Here is a 17,346-nt window from a genome sequence, read left to right as displayed (position 1 = left end):
CGACGGCTCGGCAGTTCAGGGAATGTGGTCCGGGTGTTCACCATGGTTTGGCAAACCCGTCAACCATATGGGTATCGCGTCTGACAAAAACGCGGGCCAAAACAGCGGGATTTACATATGGGCGACGCCGTTCAGCGGTTTTTCACGGTCAAGGCCAAGATTGCTGCGGCAGAACACGAGGCTGGCCGCCAGGCTGGCGCGGTGACGCTGGTCGCGGTTTCCAAGACTTTTGACACCGCCGATATACGCCCGGTCATCGAGGCCGGTCAGCGCGTCTTCGGCGAAAACCGGGTGCAGGAAGCGCAAGGCAAATGGCCGGCGCTGAAGGAGGCTTTCCCGGATATCGAACTGCATCTGATCGGTCCGCTGCAATCCAACAAGGCCAAGGAAGCGGTGACGTTGTTCGATGTCATCGAGACGGTCGATCGCGAGAAGATCGCCGCCGAACTGGCCAAGGAGATTGCCAGGCAACGCCTGGCACCAAAACTCTACGTCCAGGTCAACACCGGTTCCGAGCCGCAGAAAGCCGGCATCGAGCCGCGCGAGGCCGTCGCCTTCGTCGCCCGCTGCCGCGATGTGCATGGCCTCGCCATCGAAGGCCTGATGTGCATCCCGCCGGCCGACGAAAATCCCGGTCCGCACTTTGCCCTGCTGGAGAAGCTTGGCCAAGAGGCCGGCGTCGCCAAACTGTCGATGGGCATGTCCGGCGACTACGAGACGGCGATCGCCTTCGGCGCCACCAGTGTCCGGGTTGGTTCGGCGATCTTCGGAGCCAGGTAGCCGCGTCATGGCACCGCATTGCGAAGTCGGTGGCGTTCCCTAATTCCAGCAGGGAACCCGAGCGACCATCATGGCCGTTCCTTTGCAATGTCGAAGGAGGCATCATGAGCAACCAACACGCCCACCAAGGGCAGCAGCCCAGTGACCGGCCTCACAACAGGCATGTCTCCGACAGGCTGCATTCAGACGTCTATCTTGCGATGGCCGGCTTGCCGGATGGTATGCGCTGTCTGCCTGGGTGGGTTTCGGCGGCAGCAGCTACGCCGACTACCTTCTTGTCGTCATGACAGGATTCCTCGTCATCGCGGTGGCGCTGCCGGCGATCGCCGGACATATCCGGCATCGGCGCCGGCTTTGGACACCTTCGAACGTCAGTTTCGAGGATTGGATCGCTGGCGAATTCGATCTCGGCCAGGGCAACCGCGTCACCACCAAGCGAGCGCCGCTTGAAATTCTGCTGCCGCTCGCCGCCGTCGCTTTCGGCATGACGGCTTTCGCGATCGTGGCGCTGCTGGCCGGCTGAACGCCGGCAGGCACTATCGACGCCCGGCTAGATGAGGAATTTTTTGAGCAAGGGCTGGAAACGAAACGTTCCGTTCCTATTTACTCGGATGTTACAGCACTCTCTGGAGCTCGACCATGCATTACAACCAGCTTGGAAATACGGGGATGTTCGTCTCCGAACTATGCCTCGGCACCATGACGTTCGGTGCCGCCGGTGAAAATGCCCAATGGGGCCTGATCGCCAGCCTCGACCAGAAGGGCGTCAACGAGATCGTCGCCCGCTCGCTCGCCGCCGGCGTCAATTTCTTCGATACCGCCGACGTCTACTCCTTCGGCCAGTCCGAACGGCTGCTCGGCCAGTCGCTCAGGGATCTCGGCGTCGACAGACAGAACGTGGTCATCGCCACGAAGGTCCACGGCGCCATGGGTGACGGCCCCAACCAGCGCGGCTCGTCGCGCGGCCACATCATGGACTCGGTCGACGCCAGCTTGGAGCGGCTGCAGCTCGACCATATCGATCTCTATCAATTGCACGGCACCGACACGGTGACGCCGATCGACGAGACGCTGCGGGTGCTCGACGACCTCGTTGCCAGCGGCAAGGTCCGCTATGTCGGTGTCTCCAACTGGCAGGCCTGGCGCATCGCTAAGGCGCTCGGCATCGCTGAGCGCAAGGGTTTTGCTCGTTTCGAGACCGTCCAGTCGTATTACTCGATCGCCGGTCGCGACCTTGAACGCGAAATCGTCCCACTGCTCAATGAGGAGAAGCTCGGCCTGATGGTGTGGTCGCCGATGGCCGGCGGACTGCTGTCGGGCAAATACGGCCCCGGCGCACCGGGCAATGGCGAAGGACGCCGCGCTTCCTTCAACTTCCCGCCGGTCAACGAGGACCGTGCCTGGGCGGCTGTGGCCGTCATGCGCGAGATCGCCAAAAAGCATGACGTGAGTGTCGCCACCGTGGCGCTCGGCTATGTCCTGGCCAAGCCTTTTGTGATGAGCGTCATCATCGGTGCGAGCCGCATGGAGCAGCTGGAGCAGAATCTTGCGGCGACACGGCTGGAGCTCGACACCGATGATCTCGTCCGCCTCGATGAGATCAGCGCCTTGCCGGCCGAATATCCCGGCTGGATGCTGGAGCGTCAGGCCGCGGGCCGACGCCCGGCCCCGTTCTCGCCGAAAGCATAACGCGGCCAACGCCGACATCTCGGGAGCCCATGGGCTCCCGAGTACCAGTCAGCTCAGCCGAACGTTTTCCCCGAGAAAATCGAGAAAGGCGCGCACCCGCGCTGGCAGATGCCGGCCTTGGCCGACATAGACGGCGTGGGTGGCCTCCTCGTCGCCTGGATTGAAATCCTCGAGCATCGGCACCAGCCGTCCGACAGCTATATCGGCCGCCACATGCCAGCGGGCCAGCCGGGCGATGCCCGCGCCCGCCAGCGCCATCAGCCGCATCGCCTCGCCATCGCTCACCAGCGTGTTGCCGATGATTGGAACCATGATGGAATTGCCGGCCGCATCGAGAAAAGGCCAGCCGTCGAGGTGCCGCACGAAACCGAAGCCCATGCGGTTGTGGCTGTCGAGATCGGCCGGTGTCGGCGGCGTGCCGTGCGTTTCGAGGTATGAGGGCGCCGCGACGACGACCACCGGACTTTGCCCAAGCTTGCGCGCCATCAGCCGTGATTCGCTGAGCGGCCCGGCACGAATGGCGACATCGGCACGTTCCGCCATCAGGTCGATGACGCTGTCGCTCAGCACCAGATCGACCGAAATCTCGGGGTAGCGCTCGAGGAAGCGCGGCAGAAGCGGGATCAGCCGGTGCACTCCGAAGGGCACATAGCTGTTGACGCGCAGCCGTCCGCGCGGTGCCGCACCCGCCGCGGCCTCCTGCTCGGCCGCCGCCATGTCGGCGAGAATGCGCAGGCCGCTTTCGTAGAACGCGGTGCCTTCCGGCGTCAGCTGCAGTTTTCGCGTCGAACGGCTGACCAGCCGCGCGCCCAACCGGGCCTCCAGCCGCGCGATCAGTTTGCTGACCGCCGACGGCGTCATCCGCAATGCGCGTGCGGCGGAGGAAAAACTACCTTCCTCGACGACACGCACGAACACTTCGATCTCGCCGGAGCGATTGACGTCGGGTCTAGCCATCTGTGAATCTATTTCACAGAAAATGTGCCCGAGGCAAGTCTGGTTCACAATGCATGGCAACACGATCTTTCGGGTCGGGGCGCGGGACGGCGCTCTTCGTCATCGAAGTGGAACTCGCCATGCCTCTTGCTCTCTACGCGCTCGCCGCCGGTGCCTTCGGCATCGGTGTCACCGAATTTGTCATCATGGGTCTGCTGCTCGATGTCAGCAAGGATCTCGGCGTCTCGATCTCGGCCGCCGGCCAGCTCATTTCGGGCTACGCGCTCGGCGTCGTCATCGGCGCGCCCTTGCTGACCATCGCCACCGGCAACTGGCCGCGCAAGACCGTGCTTCTGGCGCTGATGGCGATCTTCACGCTCGGCAATCTCGCCTGTGCGCTGGCGCCGGACTACTGGACGCTGATGGGCGCCCGCGTCATCACCGCCTTTGCCCATGGCACCTTCTTTGGCGTCGGCTCCGTGGTCGCCACCGGGCTGGTCGCGCCTAACAAGAAGGCCTCGGCGATCGCGCTCATGTTCACCGGCCTGACCATCGCCAACATCCTCGGCGTGCCCTTCGGCACGTGGCTCGGCCAAGCCTTTGGCTGGCGGGCGACCTTCTGGGCGGTGACATTGGTCGGCCTGGCGGCCTTCGCCGTCATCCTGGCTCTGGTGCCGCGCAGCCGGACGGCGCCCGAAAAGAGCGATTTGCGCGCCGATCTCGCCGTTTTGCGCCGCACGCCTGTCCTGCTCGGCCTCGCCACCACCGTGCTCGGCTATGCCGGTGTATTCGCCGTCTTCACCTATATCGCTCCGTTGCTGACCGAGATAAGCGGCTTTAGGGAAACCGCCGTATCGCCGATCCTGCTCGTCTTCGGTGGCGGTCTCATCGCCGGCAATCTCGCCGGCGGCAAGGTCGCCGACCGCTGGCTGGTGCCCGCCGTGCTGGGCAGTCTCGTGGTGCTGGCCCTGGTGCTCGCAACCATGACCTTCGCCATCCACAGCCAGGTGATGGCCGTCATCTATGTCGGGTTGCTGGGTGCTGCCGCCTTCGCCACCGTGGCGCCGCTGCAGATGTGGGTGCTGGACAAGGCGCAAGGTGCCGGCCAGAGCCTCGCCTCGTCCTTCAACATCGCCGCCTTCAATCTCGGCAACGCCGCGGGCGCCTGGCTTGGTGGTGCGGTGATTGCGCATGGCCTTGGCCTTGGTTCGCTGACCTGGGTCGCCGCCCTGCTGCCGCTCGCGGCACTTTCCGTGGCGGGGCTGGCGCTGCGTCTCGATCGCACCCAGTCGCTCGGCGCACCAGCCTCCGTCCGGTCGTGAATACCTAAACCGGATCGCTTTCGACACCCATCTTTTCACACCATCAGGAGCAAGAAAATGGACTATCGACGCCTCGGTGCATCGGGCCTGAAAGTGCCCGCACTCTCATTTGGCGCGGGAACCTTTGGCGGTTCCGGCCCGCTGTTCGGCGCCTGGGGCAACAGCGATGCCAGGGAAGCGCGGCGGCTGATCGACATTTGCCTCGAGGCCGGCGTCAATTTGTTCGACACCGCCGACGTCTATTCGAACGGCGCTTCGGAAGAGGTGCTTGGCGAAGCGATAAAAGGCCGCCGCGATGCCGTGCTGATCTCGACCAAGACTTCGCTGCCGATGGGCGACGGTCCGGCCGATTACGGCTCGTCGCGTTCGCGGCTGATCAAATCCGTGGACGATGCGCTCAGGCGCCTCTGCACCGACTACATCGACCTCTTGCAGCTGCACGCCTTCGATGCCGGCACGCCGATCGAGGAGGTGCTGTCGACGCTGGACGAGCTCGTGCGCGCCGGCAAGCTGCGCTATGTCGGCGTCTCCAATTTCTCCGGCTGGCAAGTGATGAAGTCGCTGGGAGAAGCCGACAAGCACGGCTACCCGCGTTATGTCGCGCATCAGGTCTATTATTCGCTGGCCGGCCGCGACTATGAATGGGAACTGATGCCGCTCGGCCTCGACCAGGGCGTCGGCGCGCTGGTGTGGAGCCCGCTCGGTTGGGGCCGCCTGACCGGCAAGATCCGCCGTGGCCAGGCTTTGCCGGAAAAGAGCCGGCTGCACGACACAGCAAGCTTCGGGCCACCGGTCGAGGACGAGCATCTCTACCGGGTCATGGATGCCCTTGACGCAGTGGCGGAGGAAACCGGCAAGACCGTGCCGCAGATCGCCATCAACTGGCTGCTGCAGCGCCCGACCGTGTCGTCCGTCATCATCGGCGCCCGCAACGAGGAACAGTTGCGCCAGAATCTCGGCGCCGTCGGCTGGAATTTGACGCCGGATCAGATGAAAAAGCTCGAGGCGGCGAGCGAAGTCACCGCGCCCTACCCGTATTTCCCCTATCGTCGTCAGGAAGGTTTCGCCCGGCTCAACCCGCCGGCGGTTTGATATCGTGATCGTTCGTGTCGGCGGAACGTTCGAGATTGGCCGATGCTTCCCCAACTTCGTCATCCCTGGGCGAAGCAGGAGCGAAGCTCCGTCGCGGAGACCCTGGGATCCATTCCGTGACGGCTGTCGAGGAATGCGACGGAGCAGATTCTGGACCGCAGCAACGCTCTGAAATCGCGGCATGGATCCTCGGGTCTGCGCTGCGTCGCTACGCTCCTTGCTCCGCCCGTGGATGACGAAGATGATGGGCGTTTCCGCCAATCGCCAAGGTATGCGGTTCGCTGGCGTCAAACTTCTGCGCCAAGAAACTAATGCAGCACGAACTCGCCGTCGACCTTCCGCCATTCGTTCGGTGCGATCAGCTTCTGGTGTGTGTAGCTGATCGAATGCAGCGGCCCGTCCAGCTCGGCCTTCCAGAATTCGATGAACTTGATCAGCACCGGAAACTTCGGCGCCAGATCGTAGTCTTGCCAGATGAAGCTCTGCAGCAGATGCGGGTGGTCGGGAAAATGATAGAGAATCTTGGCCGTGGTCAGGCCATAGCCTTTGAACATCAGATCCATTTCGGAATGGTCGCGCATGGCGGTCCCCTTGGGCGGTCTCTGGTTGAGTCTCCTTTCCTCCCAACGTCAGATTGTGCGCGCCGTTGCTTAACTGTCTATTGATTTTTCCTGATCGAAAACGGGTTTTCCGCGCGAAAACATGCAGTTAGCAGCGAGCCGAACTGAGTGCTGACAGCCCTGGAGAAAGTCCCTGCGGCATCCCGCCACGCGAATCCAACGTCTAATATTGCGATGGCGGACGAACTGGTAATAATGCCGCCGAATTCGCGGCGGCTTTGCCGCGATCCCGCCGGCGTTTCAAGTCGGCGGATCGGTTTGGGAGGAAAGTCAGGAATGTCCGAGGCTCATGTCCATCGCGTCCAGCCGGCGTGGAAGAAAAACGCGCTGATCGACAATGACACCTACCTGAAATGGTATGCCGACAGCGTCAAGAACCCGGACAAGTTCTGGGGCAAGCACGGCAAGCGCATCGACTGGTTCAAGCCCTACGGCAAAGTCAAGAACACCTCCTTCGATGGCAAGGTCTCGATCAAATGGTTCGAGGATGGACTGACCAACGTCTCGGTCAACTGCATCGACCGGCACCTGAAGAAGCGCGGCAACCAGACCGCCATCATCTGGGAAGGCGACAATCCCTACGACGACAAGAAGATCACCTACAACGAGCTCTACGAGCACGTCTGCCGGCTTGCCAATGTGATGAAGAAGCACGGCGTCAAGAAGGGCGACCGCGTCACCATCTACATGCCGATGATCCCGGAAGCCGCCTATGCGATGCTGGCCTGCACGCGCATCGGCGCCATCCACTCCATCGTCTTCGGCGGCTTTTCGCCGGATGCACTGGCCGGCCGCATCGACGATTGCAAGTCGACCTTCGTTATCACCGCGGACGAGGGCCTGCGTGGCGGCAAGCCGATCCCGTTGAAGGACAACACCGACAAGGCGATCGAGATCGCGGCGAAAGCCGGAACGAAAGTCGAAAAGGTGGTGGTCGTGCGCCGCACCGGCGGCAAGACCGGCTGGGTCGCCGGACGCGACGTCTGGTACCATGACGAGGTCGCGACGGTGAAGGCCGAGTGCAAGCCCGAGAAGATGAAGGCCGAGGATCCGCTGTTCATCCTCTACACCTCGGGCTCGACCGGCAAGCCGAAAGGCGTGCTGCATACCACTGCCGGCTACCTCGTCTACGTCTCGATGACGCACCAATATGTCTTCGATTACCATGACGGCGACATCTACTGGTGCACCGCCGATGTCGGCTGGGTGACCGGCCACAGCTACATCGTCTACGGCCCGCTCGCCAACGGCGCCACCACGCTGATGTTCGAAGGCGTACCGAACTATCCGTCGCAGTCGCGCTTCTGGGACGTCATCGACAAACACAAGGTCAACATCTTCTATACCGCGCCGACGGCGCTGCGCGCGCTGATGGGCGCCGGCGATGCACATGTCACCAAGACGTCGCGCAAGTCGCTGCGCGTGCTGGGTTCGGTCGGCGAGCCGATCAACCCGGAAGCCTGGGAGTGGTATTTCAAAGTCGTCGGCAACGGCAAGGTGCCGATCGTCGACACCTGGTGGCAGACCGAGACCGGCGGCATCCTGATCACGCCGCTGCCTGGCGCCACCGATCTCAAGGCAGGTTCGGCGACGCGGCCGTTCTTCGGCGTCAAGCCGCAGTTGGTCGACGGCGAAGGTAAGGTGCTGGAGGGTGCCGCCGACGGCAATCTCTGCATCTCCGATTCCTGGCCCGGCCAGATGCGCACCGTCTATGGCGACCACGACCGCTTCATCCAGACCTATTTCTCGACCTACAAGGGCAAGTACTTCACCGGCGACGGCTGCCGCCGTGACGCCGACGGCTATTACTGGATCACCGGCCGCGTCGATGATGTCATCAACGTCTCCGGCCATCGCATGGGCACGGCGGAAGTCGAATCCGCGCTTGTCAGTCACGACAAGGTTTCGGAAGCCGCCGTCGTAGGCTATCCGCACGATATCAAGGGCCAGGGCATTTACTGCTACGTCACGCTGATGGCCGGCGAGCAGCCGAGCGAGGAATTGCGCAAGGAGCTGATCGCCCATGTCCGCAAGGAGATCGGTGCCATCGCTTCGCCCGACAAGATCCAGTTCGCGCCCGGCCTGCCGAAGACCCGCTCGGGCAAGATCATGCGCCGCATCCTGCGCAAGATCGCCGAGGATGATTTTTCGGCACTCGGCGACACCTCGACGCTGGCCGATCCGGCCGTCGTCGACGACCTGATCGCCAACCGGCAAAACAAGAAGGCTTGATGCAAACCAGGACCGCACTGGGTTCCGTCACCGAGCTTTGGCGTTATCCGGCGAGTTCGCTCGCCGGCGAGCGGCTCGACGCGATCCTTGTCGGCTCGGAAAGCATCGACGGCGACCGCTTGTTCGGCCTTGTCGACGCGTCCGACAACGAGATCGCACGACCGGACCGCGAGGCGAAGTGGCACAAGGTGCCGCGCATCCGGACCCGATTGTCGCCTGGCCGCGAACTCGAGATCGCCGTTCCGAACGGCGACTGGCTGGCTGCGCCGGGTATCGAGAGCGACCGCGCGGTATCGGCCTATCTTGGCTTCGAGGCCTCGATCCGGCCGTTTCGCCGGGAGAACGCCGCCTCGGGCTATTCCGGCCCGCTGACGGCGGAACGCTATCGCAAGGCCCCGATCCATCTTCTGACCACGGCTTCACTGGCCCGCTTGAAGGCGCTGCATCCGGAAGGGGCCACCGACCCACGCCGCTTCCGCCCCAACATCGTCGTCGACATGGCGGCAATCGAAGGGTCGTTTCCCGAGACGGAATGGATCGGCCGCAAGCTTGCCATCGGTGATCTCCTGCTAACCATCTCGGAACCGTGCCGCCGCTGCGGTTTCACCATCATCGCCCAGGATGGCTTCGACAACGATCCGGCGATCCTGCGCAATCTGGTTCGCCACAACGCGCACAATCTCGGCGTCTATTGCACGGTCGACCGGCCGGCCAGCATCGAGATCGGCGACATGATGCGCTTCCGGTAAGCTACCGATACAGATCCGCCCGCGTCGGCGGCAAGCCGCTCGGGCCACGCGCGCGCTTGGTGGCAACGGTCTGGAAAATCTGCGCCGAGGCGCGCTCGAAGGTGATCGAACAGCCGGTCAGGTAGAGCAGCCACAGGCGTGCCTTCGGCTCGCCCACCTCGGCGATTGCCTCACCGAAGCGTGCGTGCAGGCGCTCGGCCCACAGCCTGCAGGTGCGGGCGTAGTGCTCGCGCAGGTTCTCGACATCGTAGACGAGAAAACCATGGGCCTCGAGATTGCCGAGCGTCATGCCGATGGTGTCGAGTTCGCCGCCGGGGAAGATGTATTTGATCAGCGCCTTGTATTCCGGTCCTTTGCGCAAGGTCTTTTTCATATCGCCCTTGCTGCGCCTGGTGATGGCGTGATGCAGGTAGATGCCACCCGGATTGAGCAGGCGATGAACGGTCGAGAAATAGGCCGCATGATTGGCAAGGCCGAGATGCTCGAACATGCCGATTGACGATATCTTGTCGAACGAGCCGGAGAGTTCGGCATAGGATTTTATCTCGATGGTGATGCGGTCCTCCAGCCCTTCTGCGCGGATGCGCTCACGGGCAAGATTGGTCTGCGCATGCGACAGCGAGACACCGTGGCCGATGACGCCATAGTTCTTCGCGGCATGGATGAGCATCGCTCCCCAGCCGCAGCCGATGTCGAGCAGCCTTTCGCCGGGCTTCAGCCGGAGCTTGCGACAGATATGGTCGAGCTTGTCGATCTGGGCTTGATCGATGCTGTTGGCGAAATCCTTGAAGTAGCCGCAGCTGTAGACCATGCGCTCGTCGAGGAAGAGCCGATAGAAAGCGTTCGAGATGTCATAGTGATGCTGGATCGCCTCCTGGCTTGAACCGCTGACGAAGGGATTGCGTCCCGAAAGATCGGTCCGCGCCGTCATCTGCTTTCGCGAAAACAGAACTGCCGGCAGGTCTCGCAGGATCGCCAGCTTCGGCAGCGATTTGAGCTTCGTCCTCAGCTTGCCCTGCGAAGGCAGCGCGTAGAAGTCGAACAGCGATCCCTCTTCGATGTCGACGGTCTTGGAAATCCACATTTCGATCAGCGTCGACAAGGTGGGGTGGCGGACCATCTGCCAGACGATGTCCTGGTCGTTGATGGTGAGCACGGGGCCGGTGACGGGGCCGATCCGTTCGCCGGTCCACAATCTGACCGCGAAGCCTGGCTTCAACGTCTCGATGATCGTTCGAACGATCCGAGCTGCCCTCTCGGCTGCCTCCATGCCGCTTTCCTCCCAGACCATGGCGTGGTCCGGCAGTTTGCCCGTCAGCTCGGCTGGTCGCAACCCACCTCGGGCTCGGGAGCTGCCTGCATAGCTTTTCCAAACCGACGCCTTGTCTTTTGCTGCAACGCACCCCATCATGAGGGTGTGTTCAACAAATCGAAAGGAGGTGATCCGATGTCGAGTGATTTCGTTTTCCAGAACGTGGCCTCAGCGGATTGCACTTTCGGGAAGCAGTCTTCCCGTTAAGGCGCGAGATGCGCGGCGGGTGACCTGTGTCATCGCCATAGGGCCGCGCCACGGACGGAAACACGGAAGGCCGCCAGCTTCGCGAGAAGCGGCGGCCTTTTCCGTTTGGGCGATCACGACTGAACCGCAGTTCTTGAGAGCTTATTTGGCAACGGTGACCTTCTCGATGTTCCGGACGATGTCATCGAACGCCTGCTTCAGTTCCGCACCGGTTGCGGCCTCGTAATAATGCTTCAGCGAGGATGTGTCCGCCGTGGAGCAATCCTGGAGCACGCTTTTCGCCTGGTCCCGTTCGGTCGCCGTCATGGTCGGATCGTTCAGGTCGAAGCCTATCGTGAAGATCTCGATGCCGTCGCGCTTCATGGCATCGCAGATACCTTCGGCATTGCCACGCGACATCTGGCCCGCGTTCTGTGATTTTGACGCTCCGCTACCGCCGGCGAACGCTGTGTTGAACTGGCCGTCCGTCATCAGGATGGCGACCTTGGCGACCTTCCTCTTGTCGAAATTGGCGGGACCCGCACCGAGCCCGGCATTGACGATCGTCGGGCGCCACGACGGCGAAAGCATGTAGTAGCCCCACTGCACGGCGATGCCGCCGGCGGTCACGCCTGCCGCGCTGAAATCGTCGATCGTGTCGAGCAGTTTCTCCTCGTCGGCCGACAACGGGATGAGCTCCGGCGTCGGGCACGTTCTCATGCGATCATCCCGATTGATTCTAGCCAGATACTCTTTGCCGTTGTTGTCCCACCGCGACGTGTAAGGCCCGTCGGATGACGTGTCGGCATAGCCATCCTTGTCCTTGCGCTCGTTGGCACATTTGTCCGGCGCGGGTGTCACCGACGCCGAAACGGGAGCATCCACAGGCGGCGGCAGATTCGGCCCGCCTCTCGTCTCGGCGAAGACGCTGTCAGCGAGACCACCGGTATTCACCGCCTCGGCATAGGGAACAATCGCCACGCGCACACGTGGGTTTTTCGCATCCATGTTGTTGTCCAGCAGATCACTGACAGCTCCAGAAGCGGCACTTTGCAGATCTGCGATCTTGTTGGTCTTGGCCCATGCGTTCGGCCCCATCGACCCGGTCACATCGAGCATCATCGCCACTTCGATGGTCTTGTCCGAATAGAGCGCCGTCGTGGAAGCGGTGACGCGCTTCATGTCGCCCATGCCAAGAATCGGGAAATACAGGGCGACATCGGCATGCACGTCCGCCTCGACCGTCTTGGCCGTCCTGTCGACAATCAGCCTGTCCAGCACGATCTGGTCGGCCTGCAGGATGCCCGCCGTGCTGTTGGCGTCAAGAAAGGCCTGCACCGATCTGTTGGCGTCGCCTTCCCCGATGACGCCGGTCGTCAGGTCGCGCGCCGTCGACGTAACCGCGGCGTCGACCACGCCCTGCAGGCTCGATCTGGCATTGTACAGTTGAGAGACGTTGACGGAAAAGCCAACGCCCAGCGCCAGGACCGATGTAGCAAGCCCGAACAGGACCGCGAAATTTCCACCGCGATCCCTGGCGAACCCGCCGACCGCGTGAACAAGACCCCCGTAATTCCGCATCCTACAGCCTCCGCTTGCCTCGGCCTCGTCGCCGCGGACAAGGCAATGCAGGATTCCCGCCGGACGACGCCGCTCGGCCTCCGAAAGCACATTACCCCATCAGCAACACGTTGTTTTTGCTTGATTTCGCCCTTTGCGAAGGTGAATGACTGGTAAACAGAACAACGCGGGCCGCGACTGCGTTTACGAGCTGGTTACCATGGTCAAGACGAAGCGATCGAAGAAAGCTCAACGACGTCCTGTTGCGGCACAGGGCTTCTGTGCCGCAACAGGACCAGCTGTCTCGAAACCACAGAACGCGAAATGGTCTGATCGGACGCCTCACGACTACTAGGCCAGCATCCGCGCGCTGACCGTCCTGTCGATGCCGTGATAGGGCGGGTTGAACAGATTGCCTTCCTGTTCGTAGGTCCACACCTTGAACAGGCTGAGCCGGTGCGGACCGAAGCTATGCAGCAGCGGCACGTCGGTGGCGTCGCGGCCGCGCGCGATGACGACGCGGCCGATCCTCGGCATGTTGTGGCGGGGATCGAACGTGTACCACTTGCCGTCGAGGAACACTTCCAGCCATGCCGAGAAATCCATCGGCGCCGGATCGATCGGCACGCCGATGTCGCCGAGATAGCCGTTCACATAGCGCGCCGGAATGTTCATGCAGCGGCACAGCGTAATCGCCAGGTGGGCGTAATCGCGGCAGACGCCGACGCGCTCCTCATGCGCCTGGGCCGCGGTGCGGGTCGAGCGCGCATAGCCATAGCCGAACGACAACCGGTTGTGGACATAGTCGACGATGGCTTGCACGCGCGCCCAACCAGGCGGGATGTCGCCGAAGAGCTGCCAAGCCAGGTCACTCAGATGATCCGTCTCGCAATAGCGGCTGCCCAGGAGATAACCGAGCACCTCGTCCGGCAGGTCCGCCACCGGCACCTCCCTGGCCAACGTGTTGACCTCGTCGGTCTCGCCGCTGTCCTCGACGACCGCGTCGTAAAGAATGCGAAAGCCGTCAGCGGGCGCGGTGAAGCGGCGGCAGGCATTGCCGTATGGATCGTGATAGAGCCTGGTCGGCACGGCAGGCGATGTCAGCACCCGCGTCTGCCGCTTGATGTCGGCCTGTCTGTCCTTGTGGATCTCGAGCAGCGAAATCACCGGGGTGGCCGCGTTACATTCGATGGCGATTTCGTAGCCGAGCCGGATCAGCATCGCGGTCCCCCTTCGATCGTCGTGGAAAGCAGTCTTGTTCAAACGCCGGGGGGGTTGCCGTGGTTCCCTGGCCGATTGAAAAGCCCGACCCGTGTCTTCCCCTGCCGTGAGCGAGGCGTTAGGTTCGGGATCGCCACAGGCGCTCCCCCAAAGACTCAAGGAAAATCATGTACTCAGGCAGAAAATTCGCGGCCTTCCTCTTCGATATGGATGGCACGCTCATCAATTCCATCGCCTCGGCGGAACGGGTGTGGAGCGAATGGGCACGCCGTCAGGGCCTGGACGTCGCCGCCTTCCTGCCGACGATCCATGGCGTGCGGGCGATCGAGACCATCACCAGCCTGGCACTTCCAGGCGTCGACCCGGCGCACGAAGCTGATCTGCTGCTGAAGGCCGAGGCGGCCGATCTGGATGGCATTCTCCAGATCTCCGGCGCCGTGGCGTTTCTCGACGCGCTGCCGCCCGAGCGCTGGGCGATCGTGACCTCAGCGCCACGCGAGCTGGCGCTGTTGCGCATGAAGGCCGCCGGCATCCCTGTCCCGGCTGTCATCGTCGCGGCGGAAGATGTTTCCCGCGGCAAGCCGGCGCCCGATTGCTTCCGGCTTGGCGCTGAACGGCTCGGCTTCGATGCGCGCGACTGCCTTGTGTTCGAGGATGCTCCGGCTGGCATCGCGGCCGCCGAGGCGGCGGGGTCTGCGGTCATGGTCGTCAACGCCACGCACCAGCATCCTTTGCCAACGCAGCATGCCGCGATCGCCGGCTACGACATGATCGGCATCACCGTGGACGAGCGTGGCTGGATCGCGCTCGAGCCGCAGCGCAGCGCCGCCTAAATATCTAGCGCGACGCCGTCTAAAGGTGTGTTGAGATTCAGGTCAGGCTTGCAGACCAGCATCACCTGAATATCAACACACCTTAGAAGTCGCTGGTCAGGCCCTTGACCTCCCAATCGCCATAGCGACCGGGCTCCTTGCCGCCGCGGCCGCCGATTTCCTTCGGCGCCGCTGCTTCCTTCTCCAGATATCTTATGCGTCTTGCTTCGGCTTCTGCGAGCGCACGTCTGGCTTCCGGCGTCAGTGCCTTTGGCCCAACGTCACGACCAGGGTCGGCATCGGTTTTACTGGTTTCGTCGTTCATGCGATATTTCCGGCGGATTGAAACAGGAACTGGCGTTTCCCATCATATAGCGATGAACCCACAACGATCGACCCTTTTTCGCTACCATCTGGACAGGAGCAGACGATGAACACACTTCGCACCGCCATGCTTCTTGCGGCGATGACGGCACTGTTCATGGGCGTCGGCTTTTTGATCGGCGGAACCGGCGGCATGATGATCGCTCTGCTGATCGCCGCCGGCACCAATCTGTTCAGCTACTGGAACGCCGACAAGATGGTGCTGTCGATGAACCGCGCCGTCGAGGTCGACGAAAGGACCGCCCCCGAATATTACGCCATCGTCCAGTCGCTGGCCAAACAGGCCGGCCTGCCGATGCCGAAGACCTATCTGATCGACAACCCACAGCCGAATGCCTTCGCCACCGGTCGCAATCCGCAGAACGCGGCGGTCGCCGCCTCCACCGGTCTTTTGCAGGCACTGACGCACGAAGAGGTCGCGGCTGTCATGGCGCACGAACTCGCCCATGTGCAGCACCGCGACACGCTGACCATGACGATCGTCGCCACCTTCGCCGGCGCCATCTCGATGCTCGGCAATTTCGCCTTCTTTTTTGGCGGCAATCGCGACAACAACAACCCGTTCGGCTTTGTTGGCGTGCTGGCGGCGATGATCGTGGCGCCCTTTGCCGCGATGATCGTGCAGATGGCGGTCAGCCGCACCCGCGAATACGAGGCCGACCGGCGCGGCGCCGAAATCTGTGGACACCCGCTCTGGCTGGCATCGGCCCTTGACAAGATCGCCCGCGGCGCCGAACGCATCCGCAACCCCGATGCCGAGCGCAACCCGGCGACCGCGCATCTCTTCATCATCAATCCTCTTTCCGGCGAGCATATGGACAGTCTGTTTTCCACCCACCCGAACACAGAAAACCGCATCGCTGCTCTCCAGGCGATGGCGCGGCAGATGCAAGGCGGCGGCGCTCAGGTTCCGCGCCGGGCCCAGACGCCGCGAGCAGACGAACAGCGGCCATCGGGGCCATGGGACGAGGTCGCACAGCCCGAGATGCCGGCGGAACCCGCCAAGCCGAAATCCAACCCGTGGGGTCGCAACCCGACCGGACCCAAGGGCCGGTGGTCGTGAGCGTGGCGGACAGAGGACCTCGACGTACGGTTTCAGGTGACCAGGAACACAGGGACGGCGGCGACCTCGTTGCCGGCCTCGCCGCCCGTAAGGCAGCGGCGCGCCTGCTTGCCGCCGTCATCGATGCCAGGACCCCGCTTGACGGGCTGACCGACCACGAGAACGGCCATCCGCAATACAAGGCGCTCGATTTGCGTGATCGTGGCCTGGTCCGCGCCATTCTGGTCACCGCGCTGCGCTATCGCATGACCATTTCAGGGCTGCTGGCGCGGCGCCTGGAGAAGCCGCTGCCGCCCAACGCGACCGCACTGTCGCACATATTGCATGTGGCGGCCGCGCAGATCCTGTTCCTCGATATCCCCGACAGCGCAGCAGTCGACCTGGCCGTGACCCATGCAAAGTCCGATCCGCGCACGGTGCGATTCTCCGGCCTGGTCAACGGCGTGCTGCGCACGTTGGCGCGGGCCAAGGAAACGGAACTTCCTGCCGCTCTCGCCGCTACCGACGAAGCGCCCAAATGGTTTTCCGACCGGCTGAAGGCCACTTACGGCAATGACAAGGCCCGAAAGATCCTGGCAGCCCACCGCGTGGAGGCGCCGGTCGACTTTTCGGTCAAAGCCGATCCCGAGCTGTGGGCCGAAAAGCTCGGCGGCATCGTCCTGCCGACCGGCACAATTCGGGTGGAGAATCTCGTTGGCCCCGTCACCGAACTGCCAGGCTTCGCCGAAGGCGCCTGGTGGGTCCAGGATGCCGCGGCCAGTCTGCCGGCCCGGCTATTCGGCGATGTCAGGGGACTTCGCGTTGCCGATCTCTGCGCAGCCCCCGGCGGCAAGACCGCGCAGCTCATTCTCGCCGGCGCCAGGGTCACTGCCGTCGACACCTCGAAAAACCGGCTGGTGCGGCTGACGCAGAACCTCGACCGTCTCGGTCTGTCCGCCGAGATCGTCCAGGCCGACCTGCTCAAATACGAGCCGAAGGAATTGTTCGACGCCGTTCTCCTCGACGCGCCCTGCTCGTCCACCGGAACGGTGCGGCGGCATCCCGACGTGCCATGGACCAAGACGGCCGCCGATGTCGAGAAACTCGCCGACCTGCAACGCAGGCTTCTCGCCCGCGCCGTCACGCTGGTGAAACCCGGCGGCAGAATCGTCTTTTCCAACTGTTCGCTCGACCCGCTCGAAGGCGAGGACCTCTATCGCGCCTTTCTGGCCGGCACGGCTGACATAGCCAACGATCCGCTGCTGCAGGGCGAGATCGCCGGCATCGATCCATTCCTGACGCCGCACGGCACGCTGCGCACCACGCCCGCCGACCTCGACCTTGGTTCGCCCGGGATCTCGGGCCTCGACGGCTTCTTCGCGGCTCGCATCCGCCGAGCCGGCTAATGA

The 17,346-nt window shown here is 63.1% G+C and carries 16 protein-coding genes; 10 read left to right on the top strand and 6 right to left on the bottom strand.

The annotated features are described in order from the left end of the window. Positions 1 to 117 precede the first annotated feature (117 nt). From NKH02_RS10885 to NKH02_RS10875, 3 genes are all read left to right on the top strand, one after another. Positions 118 to 780, top strand: coding sequence for a YggS family pyridoxal phosphate-dependent enzyme (locus NKH02_RS10885; RefSeq protein WP_352865048.1), 663 nt, complete (start codon positions 118 to 120; stop codon positions 778 to 780). A gap of 238 nt (positions 781 to 1,018) precedes the next feature. Beyond that, entirely contained in the window at positions 1,019 to 1,303 is a 285-nt protein-coding gene (locus NKH02_RS10880) for a hypothetical protein (protein ID WP_352878569.1), read from the top strand. Positions 1,304 to 1,419: 116 nt separating this feature from the next. Then, positions 1,420 to 2,469, top strand: coding sequence for an aldo/keto reductase (locus NKH02_RS10875; protein ID WP_352878566.1), 1,050 nt, complete (start codon positions 1,420 to 1,422; stop codon positions 2,467 to 2,469). Positions 2,470 to 2,517: 48 nt separating this feature from the next. Here the strand turns inward: NKH02_RS10875 and NKH02_RS10870 are convergent, their stop codons facing one another. Then, entirely contained in the window at positions 2,518 to 3,426 is a 909-nt protein-coding gene (locus NKH02_RS10870; RefSeq protein ID WP_352878564.1) for a LysR family transcriptional regulator, read from the bottom strand. A 119-nt stretch (positions 3,427 to 3,545) separates the two neighbouring features. Between NKH02_RS10870 and NKH02_RS10865 the strand changes: the two genes are divergently transcribed. Continuing rightward, the gene (locus NKH02_RS10865; protein WP_352878686.1) at positions 3,546 to 4,727 is read left to right on the top strand and encodes an MFS transporter; all 1,182 of its coding nucleotides are present in this window, start codon (positions 3,546 to 3,548) and stop codon (positions 4,725 to 4,727) included. A 57-nt stretch (positions 4,728 to 4,784) separates the two neighbouring features. Continuing rightward, the gene (locus NKH02_RS10860; RefSeq protein ID WP_352878562.1) at positions 4,785 to 5,819 is read left to right on the top strand and encodes an aldo/keto reductase; all 1,035 of its coding nucleotides are present in this window, start codon (positions 4,785 to 4,787) and stop codon (positions 5,817 to 5,819) included. Between the two features lie 308 nt (positions 5,820 to 6,127). Here the strand turns inward: NKH02_RS10860 and NKH02_RS10855 are convergent, their stop codons facing one another. Further along, positions 6,128 to 6,400 (bottom strand): usg protein, encoded by a 273-nt coding sequence (locus NKH02_RS10855; protein WP_352865063.1) that lies wholly within the window; start codon positions 6,398 to 6,400, stop codon positions 6,128 to 6,130. Positions 6,401 to 6,715: 315 nt separating this feature from the next. On the opposite strand from NKH02_RS10855, the gene acs reads away from it, so the two are divergent. Both acs and NKH02_RS10845 read left to right on the top strand, forming a co-directional pair. Next, entirely contained in the window at positions 6,716 to 8,671 is a 1,956-nt protein-coding gene (gene acs, locus NKH02_RS10850; RefSeq protein WP_352878560.1) for an acetate--CoA ligase, read from the top strand. Further along, entirely contained in the window at positions 8,671 to 9,420 is a 750-nt protein-coding gene (locus tag NKH02_RS10845) for an MOSC domain-containing protein (protein ID WP_352865067.1), read from the top strand. Before acs ends, NKH02_RS10845 begins: the two co-directional genes overlap by 1 nt. Position 9,421: 1 nt before the next feature. Here NKH02_RS10845 and NKH02_RS10840 read toward each other — a convergent pair whose 3' ends face one another. The 3 genes from NKH02_RS10840 to NKH02_RS10830 all read right to left on the bottom strand — a co-directional run bounded on the left by NKH02_RS10840 (position 9,422) and on the right by NKH02_RS10830 (position 13,699). After that, entirely contained in the window at positions 9,422 to 10,690 is a 1,269-nt protein-coding gene (locus tag NKH02_RS10840) for a class I SAM-dependent methyltransferase (protein WP_352878683.1), read from the bottom strand. Between the two features lie 390 nt (positions 10,691 to 11,080). Then, a complete protein-coding gene (locus tag NKH02_RS10835; RefSeq protein WP_352878558.1) occupies positions 11,081 to 12,499 on the bottom strand; it encodes a pilus assembly protein TadG-related protein in 1,419 nt (472 codons plus the stop codon). Positions 12,500 to 12,829: 330 nt separating this feature from the next. Beyond that, positions 12,830 to 13,699 (bottom strand): transglutaminase-like domain-containing protein, encoded by an 870-nt coding sequence (locus NKH02_RS10830; RefSeq protein WP_352878556.1) that lies wholly within the window; start codon positions 13,697 to 13,699, stop codon positions 12,830 to 12,832. Between the two features lie 167 nt (positions 13,700 to 13,866). Between NKH02_RS10830 and NKH02_RS10825 the strand changes: the two genes are divergently transcribed. Next, entirely contained in the window at positions 13,867 to 14,532 is a 666-nt protein-coding gene (locus tag NKH02_RS10825) for an HAD-IA family hydrolase (protein ID WP_352878553.1), read from the top strand. 82 nt (positions 14,533 to 14,614) lie between these two features. On the opposite strand, the gene NKH02_RS10820 is transcribed toward NKH02_RS10825, so the two are convergent. After that, positions 14,615 to 14,836: a DUF1674 domain-containing protein gene (locus NKH02_RS10820; protein ID WP_352865076.1), complete on the bottom strand. Its 222-nt coding sequence runs from the start codon at positions 14,834 to 14,836 to the stop codon at positions 14,615 to 14,617. Positions 14,837 to 14,941: 105 nt separating this feature from the next. Here NKH02_RS10820 and htpX point away from each other — a divergent pair, with 105 nt between their 5' ends. Beyond that, a complete protein-coding gene (gene htpX, locus NKH02_RS10815; RefSeq protein ID WP_352865078.1) occupies positions 14,942 to 15,958 on the top strand; it encodes a zinc metalloprotease HtpX in 1,017 nt (338 codons plus the stop codon). After that, entirely contained in the window at positions 15,955 to 17,343 is a 1,389-nt protein-coding gene (locus NKH02_RS10810) for an RsmB/NOP family class I SAM-dependent RNA methyltransferase (RefSeq protein WP_352878550.1), read from the top strand. The genes htpX and NKH02_RS10810 overlap by 4 nt, the downstream gene beginning before the upstream one ends. Positions 17,344 to 17,346 lie beyond the last annotated feature (3 nt).

Origin of the sequence: Mesorhizobium sp. M1396 (assembly GCF_040317725.1) — a bacterium.
Classification (GTDB): domain Bacteria; phylum Pseudomonadota; class Alphaproteobacteria; order Rhizobiales; family Rhizobiaceae; genus Mesorhizobium.
Note: the sequence above shows the minus strand (reverse complement) of the source record. Positions and strands in the feature narration are given on the sequence as shown.